Origin of the sequence: Jiangella aurantiaca, from assembly GCF_004349105.1 — a bacterium.
In the GTDB taxonomy this organism is placed as follows: Bacteria; Actinomycetota; Actinomycetes; order Jiangellales; family Jiangellaceae; genus Jiangella; species Jiangella aurantiaca.
The window spans coordinates 18,816-32,733 of record NZ_SMLB01000040.1 but is presented as its reverse complement, the minus strand read 5'-3'; the positions used below and the strand labels follow the sequence as shown (position 1 = coordinate 32,733).

General features: G+C 65.5%; 10 protein-coding genes. 9 read left to right on the top strand and 1 reads right to left on the bottom strand.

Annotated elements, in window-relative coordinates; translation table 11 throughout:
* Nucleotides 1-30: 30 nt before the first annotated feature.
* The 9 genes from E1262_RS22415 (at nt 31) to E1262_RS22375 (ending at nt 11,153) form a co-directional block, all read left to right on the top strand.
* On the top strand, nt 31-1,221 hold the full coding sequence (locus E1262_RS22415; protein ID WP_132105791.1) for a restriction endonuclease subunit S: 1,191 nt from the start codon (nt 31-33) through the stop codon (nt 1,219-1,221).
* The gene (locus E1262_RS22410; RefSeq protein WP_132105789.1) at nt 1,218-4,310 is read left to right on the top strand and encodes a type I restriction endonuclease subunit R; all 3,093 of its coding nucleotides are present in this window, start codon (nt 1,218-1,220) and stop codon (nt 4,308-4,310) included. The genes E1262_RS22415 and E1262_RS22410 overlap by 4 nt, the downstream gene beginning before the upstream one ends.
* Before the next feature lie 109 nt (nt 4,311-4,419).
* The gene (locus E1262_RS22405) at nt 4,420-4,755 is read left to right on the top strand and encodes a hypothetical protein (RefSeq protein WP_132105787.1); all 336 of its coding nucleotides are present in this window, start codon (nt 4,420-4,422) and stop codon (nt 4,753-4,755) included.
* Nucleotides 4,748-5,335: an ArsR family transcriptional regulator gene (locus E1262_RS22400; protein WP_132105785.1), complete on the top strand. Its 588-nt coding sequence runs from the start codon at nt 4,748-4,750 to the stop codon at nt 5,333-5,335. The genes E1262_RS22405 and E1262_RS22400 overlap by 8 nt, the downstream gene beginning before the upstream one ends.
* 23 nt (nt 5,336-5,358) lie before the next feature.
* Nucleotides 5,359-5,787 carry a hypothetical protein gene (locus E1262_RS22395; RefSeq protein ID WP_132105783.1) on the top strand — a complete coding sequence of 143 codons (429 nt, stop codon included), beginning with the start codon at nt 5,359-5,361 and terminating at the stop codon, nt 5,785-5,787.
* A 265-nt stretch (nt 5,788-6,052) separates the two neighbouring features.
* Nucleotides 6,053-6,601, top strand: a complete 549-nt coding sequence (locus tag E1262_RS22390) for a hypothetical protein (protein ID WP_132105781.1) — start codon at nt 6,053-6,055, stop codon at nt 6,599-6,601.
* Between the two features lie 81 nt (nt 6,602-6,682).
* On the top strand, nt 6,683-7,165 hold the full coding sequence (locus E1262_RS22385) for a hypothetical protein (RefSeq protein ID WP_132105779.1): 483 nt from the start codon (nt 6,683-6,685) through the stop codon (nt 7,163-7,165).
* 117 nt (nt 7,166-7,282) lie between these two features.
* Nucleotides 7,283-10,345 carry a DEAD/DEAH box helicase gene (locus E1262_RS22380; protein WP_132105777.1) on the top strand — a complete coding sequence of 1,021 codons (3,063 nt, stop codon included), beginning with the start codon at nt 7,283-7,285 and terminating at the stop codon, nt 10,343-10,345.
* The gene (locus E1262_RS22375; RefSeq protein ID WP_132105775.1) at nt 10,338-11,153 is read left to right on the top strand and encodes an SWIM zinc finger family protein; all 816 of its coding nucleotides are present in this window, start codon (nt 10,338-10,340) and stop codon (nt 11,151-11,153) included. Before E1262_RS22380 ends, E1262_RS22375 begins: the two co-directional genes overlap by 8 nt.
* Nucleotides 11,154-11,386: 233 nt before the next feature.
* On the opposite strand, the gene E1262_RS22370 is transcribed toward E1262_RS22375, so the two are convergent.
* Nucleotides 11,387-13,819 carry a DEAD/DEAH box helicase gene (locus E1262_RS22370; protein WP_203454210.1) on the bottom strand — a complete coding sequence of 811 codons (2,433 nt, stop codon included), beginning with the start codon at nt 13,817-13,819 and terminating at the stop codon, nt 11,387-11,389.
* Between the last annotated feature and the right edge of the window lie 99 nt (nt 13,820-13,918).

Sequence of the window (13,918 nt, the reverse complement as noted above, 5' to 3'; positions counted from 1 at the left end):
ATATCTAGGCTTTGTCCACAAGGTGTCCCGATGCGCACTCTCGGTGAAGCGGGCACCTGGTACGGAGGTGGCACGCCGTCGAAGGCCGTTTCCGAGTACTGGGAGAACGGTACGGTGCCTTGGTTGTCGCCAAAAGACATGAACGGCGGCAAGGTGCTGGCTACCGAGGACCACATCACGGAGGCAGCACTCGGCAAGTCGCCAGCCAAGCTAGTCCCTGCCGGTTCGGTCGCATTCGTGATGCGGTCGAACATCCTCCGCCGACTGCTCCCTATCGCGCTAGTGCCGTTCTCGGTGGCGCTCAATCAGGACATGCGCGCAGTCGTCCCCCATGAGGGTGTCCTGCCTGAGTATCTGGCTCACGTGTGCCGCGCCCGTGCGGCGGCAATCCTGGGTATTGCGGGTCGCACAGACGGATCGATGGCTGCCATCCAGACCTCAATGTTGATGAACTACTCCATCCCTGTTCCACCAGTGAAGGTGCAACGTGAGATCGTCCGGATCTTGGATGCTTTCGCCGCGTTGGATGCTGGAATCGAAGAAGAACTGGCGGTCCGCAAACGGCAGCGTCTCGCGCTGGCCCGTACCTTGCCACACGCGCCATACGCTTCTTCTTCTAGGTCTGGTGATCGGCAGCATGTAGAGCTTGGCGAGGTGGCGACGCACTACGTGGATCCGGTGCGTGTAGAGTCGGATGGCACGTACACGAACCTCGGAGTTAAGTGGTACGGCGAAGGTGCCTTTGCTCGGGAGCCAAAGCTTGGCCGCGCCATCAAGGGGACGACGCTCTACCGAGTTAAGCCGCAACAGCTCATCTACAACAGAATGTTCGTCACTGAGGGATCGTTCGCGGTTGTTCCCGCAGAACTGGCTGATGGAGTTGTTTCCAACGAGTTCCCCGTTTACGACCTCGATACCTCGCGCGTGCTGCCTGAGTGGCTACTGCTCTACTTCAAAGACGAGTACACGCTCAAGCGCATCGAGGGAGAGGTCACGGGTACCGAGCGAGGCTCAACTAAGAGTCGTCGACGCTGGAAGGAAGACCAGTTCGAGGCGTTCGAGATCGAGCTGCCACCGATCACCGCTCAGAGAGAGTTCTTGCACGTAATCGGCACCATCACCGCTCTAGAGTCGGCTTTGAGTGACGAGCTCGCCGCCCGTCGGAAGCAGCACGAGTATCACCGCGACAAGCTCTTGACCTTCAAGGAGCTGGCGGCATGAGTGATGCTCCAGCACGTCAGTACGACCCGATCGCCGTCAGCTCCGAGAGCACGGTCGTCGCGGAGTTCGTCCCGGACGTCGCCACCGCCACGGCCTACCAGTCAGAGGCCGAGCTTGAGAAGGAGTTCATCAAGCTCCTGCAGGGCCAAGCCTACGAGTACCTACCGATCACGTCGGAACAGCAGCTCGTCGCCAACCTTCGCGCCCAGCTCGAGCTTCTGAACGGCATCTCGTTCAGCGATTCGGAGTGGGACCGGTTCTTCACGGAGAAGATCGCCGGAGCCAATGAGGGCATCGTCGAGAAGACCGTCCGCATCCAGGAAGATCACGTTCAGATCCTCAAGCGCGACGACGGTACGACCAAGAACGTCACGCTGCTCGACAAATCCAACGTCCACAACAACCGCTTGCAGGCGATCAACCAGTACGAGATCGGAGCGGGCGAGGGCGGTGCCAAGCACGCCAACCGCTACGACGTGACTGTCCTGGTCAACGGCCTCCCGATGGTCCACATCGAGCTGAAGCGTCGTGGTGTGGACATCCGCGAAGCGTTCAACCAGATCGACCGCTACCAGCGGGACGGCTTTTGGGCCGGCTCCGGGCTGTTCGAGTACGTCCAGCTGTTCGTCATCAGCAACGGCACGCTGACGAAGTACTACTCCAACACGACCCGTCGTCAGCACATCAACGAGACCGGCGGCAAGAAGACCCGCAACACCAGCCACTCGTTCGAGTTCACCTCATGGTGGGCCGACGCGCAGAACCGGCCGATCCAAGACCTGACCGCGTTCGCCAAGACGTTCTTCGCTCGCCACACGCTGCTCAACATCCTGGCGAAGTACTGCGTGCTGACCGCTGACCGGCTGTTGCTCGTCATGCGTCCGTACCAGATTGTGGCGGCCGAGCGGATCCTGAACCGCATCGAGATCTCTACCAATTACAGGCAGCTCGGCACCCTCAAGGCCGGCGGCTACGTTTGGCACACGACCGGGTCGGGAAAGACGCTGACTAGCTTCAAGGCGGCCCAGCTCGCCAGTCGAATGCCTAGCGTTGACAAGGTGCTGTTCGTGGTCGACCGCAAGGACCTCGACTACCAGACCATGCGTGAGTACGACCGATTCGAGCGAGGAGCAGCCAACTCCAACACCTCGACCGCCGTGCTCAAGCGCCAGCTCGAAGACCCGACTGCGCGGATCATCATCACGACGATCCAGAAGCTGTCGACCTTCATCAGTGGCAACAAGGGCCACGACATCTACAGCGGCCATGTCGTGATCATCTTCGACGAGTGCCATCGCTCGCAGTTCGGTGACATGCATTCGGCGATCACGAAGGCGTTCAAGCGGTACAACCTGTTCGGCTTCACGGGCACCCCGATCTTCGCCGTCAACGCGGGCACCAGTGGCAACCCGAAGCTGCGCACCACGGCTCAGGCTTTCGGGTGCTTCCTGCACGGCAACCCGACGAACTGCCCGCCAGAGAGTCACCAGATGGCCATCCACGCCTACACGATCGTCGACGCCATCAGCGACAAGAACGTCCTGCCGTTTCGTATCGACTACGTCAACACGGTCAGGCTCCCTGACGGCATCCAGGACAAGCAGGTGCCGGCCATCGATACTGAGCGTGCCCTACTTGCCCCGGAGCGCATTGGGCAGGTGGTCGAGTACACGCTTGGACACTTTGACCAAAAGACCAGGCGGTCGAAGCGGTACACGCTGGGTGAGCGCCGTGTCCACGGCTTCAATGCACTGTTCGCGACCGCCTCGATTGAGGCCGCCAAGCGCTACTACAACCACTTCTATCTACAGCAGTGGGACTTGTCGCCGGACCGCCAGCTGAAGGTCGGGCTCATCTACTCCTACGCTGCCAACGAGGCTGTGGCCGACGACTATCTCGATGAAGAGGGCTTCGACACGAACGGTCTCGACCAGTCGTCGCGTGACTTCCTGGAAGATGCGATCCAGGACTACAACGACATGTTCGGCACGAGCTTTGACACATCCAGTAACAAATTCCAGAACTACTACAAGGACCTGTCGCTACGTCTCAAGAACCGCGAGATCGACCTGGTCATCGTGGTCAACATGTTCCTGACCGGCTTCGACGCCACGACGATCAACACACTGTTCGTCGACAAGCGTCTGATCAATCACGGCCTCCTCCAGGCCTACTCGCGGACCAACCGCATCCTGAACTCGGTCAAGACCTACGGTAACATCGTCAGCTTCCGCGACCTGGAGGAAGAGACGAACGACGCCATCGCCCTATTCGGCAACAAAGACGCCAAGGGCATTGTCCTGCTCAAGCCATACGCCGAGTACTACGACGAGTACGCCGAGAAGGTCCAGGAGCTGCTGGAGCGGTTCCCGCTCGGCCAGCCGATCATCGGAGAGGCGGCCCAGAAGGCGTTTATTGCCCTCTTCGGCCAGATCCTGCGCCTGCAGAACATCCTGACCAGCTTCGATGACTTCGCTGGAAACGAGATCCTGACCGAACGCCAGGGCCAGGACTACCGCAGCGTTTACCTCGATCTCTACGCCGAGTTCAAGAAGGACGCGACCGTCGAGAAGGAGTCGATCGTCGACGACGTCGTCTTCGAGATCGAGCTGATTAAGCAGGTCGAGATCAACGTCGACTACATCCTGATGCTGGTCCAGAAGTACCGCGAGGCCAAGGGCGACGGTGATGATCGTGAGATCCGGGCAACTATTTCGCACGCCATCGATGCCAGTCCGAGCCTGCGCAACAAGAAGGATCTGGTCGTGGACTTCGTCGACTCCATCTCCGCTACCGGCGACCTCGACGAGGAGTGGGCGGCCTACGTCGCCAAGCGCCGTACTGAGGAGCTCAACGCAATCATCGAGGACGAGGACCTCAAGCCGGAGGAGACCCGGGCGTTTATCGACACCGCCTTCCGTGACGGCGAGATCGAGACCACCGGCACCGCCATCACGAGAGTGCTTCCGCCGGTCTCACGCTTTGCGGTTGATGGCGGCCACGGCGAGAAGAAGCAGCGCGTGCTAACGAAGCTCGGCGCGTTCTTCGAGCGGTTCTTCGGTCTCAGCTCTAGCGGAGGCGAGGTATAGGAGTGCCCATCACGGTGTCTGACCCTGGCGACGATGACCGGGCGATGAGCTGACGCCAGAGCAGGGTGAGCGCCTCCAGAGGCAACTTCAGGGCATCTACAAGGACCTGATGGCGAAGTTCGACATCAAGGTGCCGCAGCTGGATCTTGGCATGAGTGCGATCCCCAAGATTGTCGCCGACGTGGCCAAGATCGGCCGGATTTCGATGCCTGAGTCCGTCCTCAAGAACCTGTGTGGCCTCCGTTTCGCCGAGCAGAACCCCAGCTCGTCGCTCAGCCGATCACCGGCTGGCCACCGCCGCGTGTCAACGGACGACGGCGGCACCGTGCCGAGCGGCTCGCCGACTCCAACGACGTCAGGGCCGACGGTTGAGTCACCGATGACTGGCGGAACTCCCACGCAAGAGGATACGCATAATCGGGTGATATCTTCGGCTCATGCGTAGTGAGGGGCCTGTCCTTGCGCCGACGTTCCGGTCGCGCCTGCAGGGCGACCTGCTTGCGCTCGTCCTGCCATGGCCCGACCGGGAGTGGTCCATCTCGGAGCTCGCAGCGCGACTTCACGCGCCGTTGACGACCGTTCAGAGCGAAGTCATGCGCCTCATTGACGGCGGCGTGCTCGCCACGCGGCACGTGGGTCGCAGCCGGCTCCTCCGCGCCAACGGCGACAATCCTGCAGTAGCGCCGCTGACGCAGCTGACCTTGATGACCTTCGGGCCGCATTCTGTGATTGCCGACGAGTTCGCGGACCTAGGTGCTGACCTCGTGTTGCTGTTCGGATCATGGGCGGCGCGCTATCACGGCGAGCCCGGTCCGCCGCCGGCCGACATCGACGTGCTCGTGATCGGGGATCACGTCGATCGAGCAGCGCTGTATGAAGCGGCGGAACGTGCCGAACGGCGCCTCCAGCGGCCCGTGAACCCGGTCTTGCGCAAGAGCTCTACGTGGGCGCAAAGAGACGGTGATCCGCTGTTGAATGAGATCGTCCGCCGGCCGTATGTCGAGGTCATCGGAGAGGCAGAATGAAATGGACCCGCGGTGCAGAGACCGTGGAACGCCTGCTGAAGGAGGGCCGTCTCGAACCGATTACAGGCGCCGCTGCAGCGGGCGACATGCATCTGCAGTCGGCCCGGGCCATGCTGGCGTCAGCCGAACGCGAAGCTGACCACAATCCCGAGGCTGCCTACGTCCTTGCCTATGACGCTGTGCGCAAGGCGGCCACTGGCCTGTTGGCCCAGCAGGCCCTGCGGCCGAGGCAGAACGGCCACCACGTCACCGTGGAAGAGGCCGTGCGTGCGCAGTTCAACGGTGACTTTCATGAGATGGCGGCTTTGCGTCGGCGCCGTGGGGAGATCGAGTATCCGATAGCGCCCGGCGACAACGTCACTTCTGAGGAAGTCGCCGACGCCATCCAGGTCTCGGCTCGGATTGTGGCGGCTGCTGGAACGATCCTGCCCACACTCAGCTTCTACCGATGAGCGCCTGCCGGAAGACGCGGGACCGGGCGCGAAGGACTTCACCGACCGGCTCATACCCGCAAGGCCTCGGGGGCCGCGAGCACGGATCGTGTCGCTAACGTTTGGCTATGGCGGCTGGGCCTAGCTGGAGATCGGTGGTGCGCTCGACCGGGGTGACCGCCGACTCATTGATGGACGGCGTGCTGGAGGCGGGTCCGAATGCTTGAGGCTGTGTGCGATGCGGCGGGCCGGGCGGCTGCCGATCTTGACGCGCAGGGACGTCGCCTTGGCGCTGCTGGCCAGGCCGGCTGCGGAGGCTCTGGCCGAGCTCCCTGCGCTGCGCCGGGAACTGATGGCCGCCAGCAACCCGATGTCGACGACGTTCTGGGCGAGCGCCGAGGCCGTGCTGTCGTCGATCAGGGCGGGTGGCGCGAGCATCGGGAGCGTGCGGGAGTGGCTGGAGGCAACGGGCACCGAACCGATCCAACTGATTCCGGGCGAGATGTTCATGTGGCCGGATGAGAACGAGCGCAGCGCGCTCGCCGCGGAGTTGCATGCGCTGCTGGTGGCTCATCTCGAGGCGCTCGTCGCCGACGGGGTGATCGACCCGGATCGCCTCGCGGCCGGCGACGCGGCAGCGCTCGCGGCCTATCGGCAGATCCAGGTCGATTGGCTGCGTTCGCCGCTGCCGGACGGGCGGGTGCCGGCCTCTGCGCTCGATGAGGAGGGGATCGCCGAGTTCGTAGCCGAATGGAACGACGCGCAGGCCGACGCGCGTCACATCCTCGGCGAGATGCTGGAGGAGGTCGGGCCGCGCCCCTGCCCGGAGGATTAGCTGCGGGCGGCCTGTGCCCGGATCCGCGACCGGCTGGACAGCGACGATCCGCGGTACCGGTTGTTGCGCACGGCCGCAGACGTGGATTCCGCGGGTCTGCCCGCTGACGACCGCCAAGCACGGCTCACCCTGGCGGCTGCAGTCGTGTCGCAGCGGGGCGAGGTCCCCGAGGACGTACTCGACCGTGACAGCCAGGTCGCGCGGATGATGCTCGAGCTCTCGGACTGGATCGCCGCCGCCGTCGTGCTCGCCCGCGGCGGCCCGGGGACGGTGGTGGACCAGGACAGCTTGTCCAAGGAGATCGTCGCGTTCGACCTCGACCAGGCGGACGACGACCTCCTCGACGTCGACGTCGACGTCGAGGACGAGGACGAGGACGAGTGGTTCGACGACGAGTCGTTGGAGGACGCCGCATTGACGGTGAGCCTTGGCCTGTTCGCCGCCGTCCTCGTGTGGCGGGTGCTCGGAGCCATCGACGAGGACGACCGCCTCACCCGCCTCGGCTGGTGGGGTGTGCCCGAGTCGTTCCTTCACGCGTGGCAGCCCCGCGACGAGTCTGCTTGAGGCGACGTAGTGTCGCCGATTGACGGTGCCTCGCCGTGTCGGCGTGGCTGGACCTCGGCGGCCGAGGCGCCCCGATAGGGTGCTGCCTCGTGCGGGGGAGGAAGGGTCCTGCGCGGAATGCTGGCAGTCCATGGGTTCTGGCGGAGTGGGCACGGTCTGTGCCTATGGGCCGAGGACTCTGAACGAACGGTCAAGAGCCCGAGCCAGGCGTTGCGCTCCGCGCGGGAGCATCCGTTCGCCGCACCGGCCGACGAACTGGGCGCGATCCACCCGGGCAAGGCCGACAGTGTGACGCTGCTGCTGCCGTCGTTACGCACCGAGCCGCTGGATTCCCCTGAGCTGGTCAGGGTCGCGCCTCGCCCGGAGCCGGCGAAGGGCCCCATGCTGCTGGCTTGGTCCGTGCCGGTCGTCCAGTTCGATCCGGTGGCGTCTTTGACCGTCCTCGATGTCCTGGCCGACCAGGTGCGTTATGGCGCGTCTGTGCGGTTCATGGGTGAGGTGACGGCGTTTGCACGCGAGCTCGCCGAACGCGGGCGCGTGCTCCCGGCCGTCGAGTGGGACGCCGAAGCGCCGGTGGCGCGCTGGCGGCCCACGTTGCAAGGACCCGACGTCGTGACGATGCAGTCTCTGGTCGCTGCCATGCCGCCGGTCTTCCGGGCCATGACGGACTCACCTGCGAACACCGTCGGCCAGAACCCGACCGACGTGGTCGCTGACGCCGTGCATGCGCTCGTCGACGCGGCCGTGCGCGAGCGTCTCGCCGCCGAGTCCACCGTGGAGGTGCTTCCGCCGAGGCGGGGACGTCGGCCGAAGCGGATCCCGGCCCCCGAGGCGTGGGTGCAGGCTCTGACCACCGCCGACGGACGGTTCGACGCCGAGCCCGGCGACGTGGAAGGTCTGGAGCAGGCGCTGGAGCCGTGGGCCGGGTTCGGTGTCGGCCAGACCGGCCCGGCGAGGCTCACGTTCCGGCTCACCGACCACCGGCCAAGCGACGCCGCCGCCGAGGACGGCGACTCGGTCGCCACGGTCTGGCGGCTGGAGTTCCTCCTGCAGTCGATCGAGGACCCGAGCCTGTTGGTACCGGCCGAGCAGGTCTGGCGATCCGGTGGAGAGCTGCGCCGGTGGCTGGACCGGCCGGACGAGCTGCTGCTGGCCGAGCTCGGACGTGCCAGCGCGATCTTCCCGGAGCTGTTGTCGTCGCTGCGTGAGCGACGCCCATGCGCGCTCGATCTGGATGTCGACGGTGCCTACGACTTCCTGTCGGCCAAGGTGGCGGTCCTGGACCAGGCCGGGTTCGGTGTCCTGGTGCCGTCGTGGTGGGACAAGCGGAAGAAGCTCGGCCTGGCGGCCCAGGAATCCACGCCGCAGGACGGTGTCGTCACGGGTGGCTGGTTCAGCCGCGAGGCGCTTGTTGAGTTCGAGTGGCGGCTCGCCATCGGCGACGAAGCGCTGAGCGAGGACGAACTGGCCGCGCTGGCCGCCACCAAGGCGCCGTTGGTGCGGCTACGGGGCAACTGGGTCGCCGTCGATCCGGAGCAGCTCGAGCGCGGCCCGGAATTCCTGCGGCGCCAGCCGGCGGCACCGACGACCGCCGGGGAGATCATCGCCCTGGCGGCCGCTCATCCGGGTGATCTGGACACGCCGCTTCCGGTGACGTCGGTGCAGGCGGACGGCTGGCTGGGCGACCTGCTGTCGGGTGCGGCGGAGCGTTCGCTGATGCCGCTGCCGGCGCCGGACGGGTTTCGCGCCAGCCTGCGCCCGTATCAGGAGCGCGGGCTGTCCTGGTTGGTGTTCCTGTCCGGTCTCGGCCTCGGGGCGTGTCTGGCCGACGACATGGGCCTGGGCAAGACGATCCACCTCTTGGCGCTGGAGCAGCATCGGCGCGGGGAGACCCCTGATGCTCCTCCCACGCTGTTGCTGTGCCCGATGTCGCTGGTGGGCAACTGGCAGCGGGAAGCGGCGAAGTTCGCCCCGGACCTGCGGGTGTATGCCCACCACGGCCAGGCCCGCAAACGCGGGGAGGAGCTCGCCGCCCAGCTCACCGACGTGGACGTCGTCGTCACCACGTACGCCACGGCGGCGCGCGACATCGATGAGCTCTCGAGCTACGACTGGGATCGAGTCGTTCTCGACGAGGCACAGGCGGTGAAGAACAGCCTGTCCCAGTCCGCCAAGGCGATGCGTCGGTTGCGGGCCGGGCACCGGGTCGCGCTGACGGGGACTCCAGTCGAGAACCGGCTGAGTGAGCTGTGGTCGATCATGGACTTCCTCAACCCGGGCATCCTCGGATCCTCCGAGCGCTTCCGCGCCCGTTACGCGATTCCGGTCGAGCGGTACGGGCACACGGAACCGGCCGAACAGCTGCGCACGATCACACGTCCGTACGTTCTGCGCCGGCTGAAGACCGATCCGCGAATCATCGACGACCTTCCCGAGAAGATCGAGATCAAGCAGTACTGCCAGCTCACCACCGAACAGGCCTCGCTGTACCAGTCGGTAGTCGACGACATGATGGAGAAGATCGAGAGCTCCGAGGGCATCGAGCGACGCGGCAACGTGCTCGCGGCGATGGCGAAGCTCAAGCAGGTCTGCAACCATCCGGCACTGTTGTTGCACGACCGCTCGCCGATGGCGCGCCGATCGGGCAAGGTCATCCGGTTCGAGGAGATCCTCGAGGAGATCCTGGCCGAGGGCGACAAGGTGCTGTGTTTCACTCAGTACACAGAGTTCGCCGAGATGCTGATGCCGCACATCTCAGCCCGCTTCGACCAGGACGTGCTTTACCTGCATGGTGCAACCCCGAAGCGGCGGCGCGACGAGATGGTCGAGCGTTTCCAGTCCGACGATCGGCCGTCGATCTTCCTGCTGTCGCTGAAGGCCGGCGGCACGGGTCTGAACCTCACGGCGGCCAACCACGTCATCCACCTGGATCGCTGGTGGAACCCGGCAGTCAAGAACCAGGCAACGGACCGCGCGTTCCGGATCGGGCAGAAGCGCAACGTCCAGGTACGCAAGTTCATCTGCACCGGCACGCTCGAAGAGAAGATCGACCAGATGATCGAGGAGAAGAAGGCGCTGGCCGACATGGTCATCAGCGACGGTGAGAAGTGGCTGGCCGAGATGTCCACCGGCGCGCTGCGCGACGTGTTCGCGCTGTCGGAGGGGGCGGTAGGTGAGTAACTGGTACCCGCCGCCGGCCAGGCCGAAGCCGGTCGAGGGCGGCATCAGGGCCCGCAGCAAGCGCGGCGCGATCGCCCAGACGTGGTGGTCCGAGCGATTCATCGACGTGCTCGAGTCGATCGGCGTCGGTGGCCGGCTGGAACGTGGGCGCCACTATGCCCGTCGTGGCCAGGTGATCGACCTGGACATCGACGCGGGCACAGTCACCGCGCGCGTGCAGGGCAGCCGAGCCAGGCCATACCGGGTACGCATTGGTCTGGCGGCGTTCGACAAGACGGCCTGGACCAAGGTCAGCGAGCTGCTCGCGGACAGTGCCTGGTACTCGGCGAAACTGCTGGCCGGGGAGATGCCCGACGACATCGAAGACGTCTTCGGGTCGGTCGGCTTGTCCCTGTTCCCGGATCGCGCCGACCAGCTGTCCATGGACTGCACGTGCCCGGACTGGGAGGTACCGTGCAAACACCTGGCTGCGGTCTTCTATCTGCTGGCCGAGTCGTTCGACGGTGACCCGTTCGGCATTCTCGCCTGGCGCGGACGTGACCGCGACGACCTCCTGGAGACGCTGAGCGCGCTGCGTTCCGGCCACCTTCCGGCCGATCGCCAGGAGCAATCCGACGCCGCGATACCGCTGGCCGACTGCCTCGACACCTTCTTCACCTGTCCGGGTGCGATACCACGGCACAACCCAGCGCGGGCGGCCAGCGATGCGCTGCTCGATCAGCTGCCGACCATCGATGTGACGGTCCGAGGCCAGAGCGTCGTCGAGGTGCTCCGGCCGCTTTACGTGACGCTGGCCGGCTCTAGATGACGTTCGTGGAGGTCGACGGCGAGGTGTGTCAGCCAAGGAAGGCAGCAACGATCGGGGGGACCGCCCAGCTCGGTGATCGAGGTCGACGATGGATTCTTGCGCCACAGAAGGCCGGGGGTTTCGCAGTTGTAGTGCCATAAAGAGGGGCAGTATGAGGCGAAGAATGCCACAAAACGGGGATGGTCGCGTTCGCAACGGCTGTCACCGAATCTAAGTGCGCGCCATGCGAACGTTCATCTGCGTACGGTCGCGCGGCGAGGATTCGGGAAGCCGAGGCTGGTGTATCCGGGCGTACGTTTGGCCAGTGACGCCGCGAGAACCGGTGTCAGGACGTCGTGGTAGTCGTGCACCTCCGCCGTCGCCTTGCCAGGGTGCGGCCGCAAGATGCGTCCCGCGTACTGCACGAGCCGGCCCTTCGACGAGATGGGCGCGGCCAGGAAGAGTGTGTCCAGAGCTGGGGCGTCGAATCCTTCGCCGACGTATTGGCCAGTCGCGACGGCCAGCAGCGGCGGCCCGTCCGAGTCCTGAGTGAGCCGTTGCATCGCCGCGGCTCGCTTCTTTGCGGGCATGCCACCCTTCAAGACCACCGGGTCGTAGCCGTGGTCGCGAAGAGCATGCGCGAAGCGGTCCACATGGGTAGTCCAGCTCGTCAGGACGAGGCAGTGGCGCCCACGCTCGAGCGCAGCCACGACGTCGGCGATCACCTGGCCGATTCGATCTTGGTCGGCGACGAGATCGCGGTAGATCGCTGCCATCCCGCCAGGTTCTGCCGGATTCGCGTCGCCGGTGTATCGGAAACGCGTCGGATGCACCTGCAGGACGGCCCTCGGCGTGGCACGTCCGTGCTCAGCCGCCGGCAGGGGTTCTGTCATCTCGCCGGCTCGGTCGTTTCGCGGGACCGGTCGCGTGAGCGTGTGCCGGATCGGCCCCACCTGCAGAACGATCAGCTCTTCGAGCTTGTCGCGCCGATAAGGCGTCGCCGTCAAACCCAGCCAGCGGCGCGCCGGAATCTGCTTCACCGCGTGTTCGAAGCTCGCCGCAGGGACGTGATGGCATTCGTCGACGATGACGAATCCGTAGTCCCGCGTGAGCTCCGCGATGTCGTCGCGACGGCTCAGCGTTTGGAGGGTGGCGATGTCGATCGTTCCGCGTGTCTTGGTGCGCCCTCCGCCGAGTTGCCCTGGCTTGACGTCCAGCAGGTCGGTCACGCGGGCGCGCCACTGGTCGGCCAGGACCTTGCGGTCGACCAGTACCAAGGTCGAGGTCCGATGCGCAGCGACGAGTGCGCAGGCGATCACGGTCTTGCCTGCGCCGGGTGGCGCCTCCAGCAGGCTCTGGTCATGCGCGACCAGGTCGTCGAATGCGGCAGTCTGCTCGTCGCTGAGTCTCGCGGTGAACGCGAACTCCTGGTCGTGCCCGGTGGCACGCTCGTCCACGATCTCCAGCCGGCTCCCTGCCTGTTCGACGAGGCCACGGGCTGCATCGACCAACCCGCGCGGCAGAACCAGTCCGCCGTCGAGCGTCTCGTCGAAGCTGCGGATGAACCGCGGCGTGTCCCAGGTCGAACGGCGTAACCGCTGACGCTCGTAGAACAGCGGGTTCGGCATCGACGCCGCGTGCTTCAGCGTGGCCAGCAGTGCGGGCGCCAGTGTGTCGATCTCGAGCCGCAGCCCCGCACCGAGCCGCCCAGGCACGGTCAGTGGCATCGCGGGACGGATGCGGGTCGAGGCAGGTGCGGTGACCCGGTCGACTCCCGTGCCGGCCCTGACGCCGCCCAGCTTGTCGGCCAGACGACCGACCTCTCTGGGACTCATGCGCGACAACGCCGACAGGTACGCCCACTGATCCTCGTGTGGCTCCAGTGTCGCGACATCGAGGAACACGGTGGCGCCGTCGGTCCGGGATCTGCCGTGCAACGGCGCGGCGATCAGATTGCCGACGCCACCGGCAGGCAGCACATCCTGGGATGGGAACAACCGGTCGTAGCTACGGAGGTCCATGCGTCCACGTAGCGCCATTGCCTCGCGCAGCAGTCCGGTACCCACTCTGCGGGCGGTCTCGGCCGGTACCGGGGCAGTGAAGAAGAACCACACGTGCGCGCCGACGCCGGATCGTGAGATCTCCAAGGCTGCCGGTACGCCGGCTGCCCGGCACGCCTTCAGGTACGCCAGCGCGTCCAGCATCGCGGTCTCGCCGTCGAAGTCAGCAGCCAGCCAGCAGCATCGGTCACCGTCCAACAGCGGATACAGGCCGATGTGGACGTCACCGCGCAGATGGGCGGTGAGGACGTCCGGAGTCAACGGCAGATAGTCGCGGTCTTCGTGCCGCACACCGCGACTCCAGCCACCGCGCACTGCGGGCAGCCAACCAGATCGTCCGGTCCGCTGGTTCTCCCACCTCGTGGCGTAGAGGTCTTGACGCGCTGCGAACAGCGCGCCGAAGAATGCCACCTTGGCCTCCGGCGGCGAGGAGGCATGCACCGAGCCGGGCGCCGCCTCGAAGATGCCTGTCTGTGCCGGACCGGGTGGCGTTCGATCCGCGCGACTCATGTTCAGGAGTCGAGCCAGCCGTAGGTTCTCTGCCGACAGCCGGGCCACCCGCTCGCGCAGTGACGCCAACTCGTCACCCAACGCGTGTCGCGCAGCGGCCTCGTCCCGTGTCGTCACCTGATTCACGGTAGTTGCGCCACGTCTGCGCTGGCCATCGATGAACGGCGAGGATCGACCGGCCCGTTGCCGAGAGACTGTCGGTGGGGGCGGCTAGCG

What these genes read in the sequence shown, in the direction of transcription:
- E1262_RS22415 (WP_132105791.1), top strand. Translation starts at nt 31, where the DNA reads ATGCGCACTCTCGGTGAAGCGGGCACCTGGTACGGAGGTGGCACGCCG.
- E1262_RS22405 (WP_132105787.1), top strand. Translation starts at nt 4,420, where the DNA reads ATGGCGAAGTTCGACATCAAGGTGCCGCAGCTGGATCTTGGCATGAGT.
- E1262_RS22400 (WP_132105785.1), top strand. Translation starts at nt 4,748, where the DNA reads ATGCGTAGTGAGGGGCCTGTCCTTGCGCCGACGTTCCGGTCGCGCCTG.
- E1262_RS22410 (WP_132105789.1), top strand. Translation starts at nt 1,218, where the DNA reads ATGAGTGATGCTCCAGCACGTCAGTACGACCCGATCGCCGTCAGCTCC.
- E1262_RS22380 (WP_132105777.1), top strand. Translation starts at nt 7,283, where the DNA reads ATGCTGGCAGTCCATGGGTTCTGGCGGAGTGGGCACGGTCTGTGCCTA.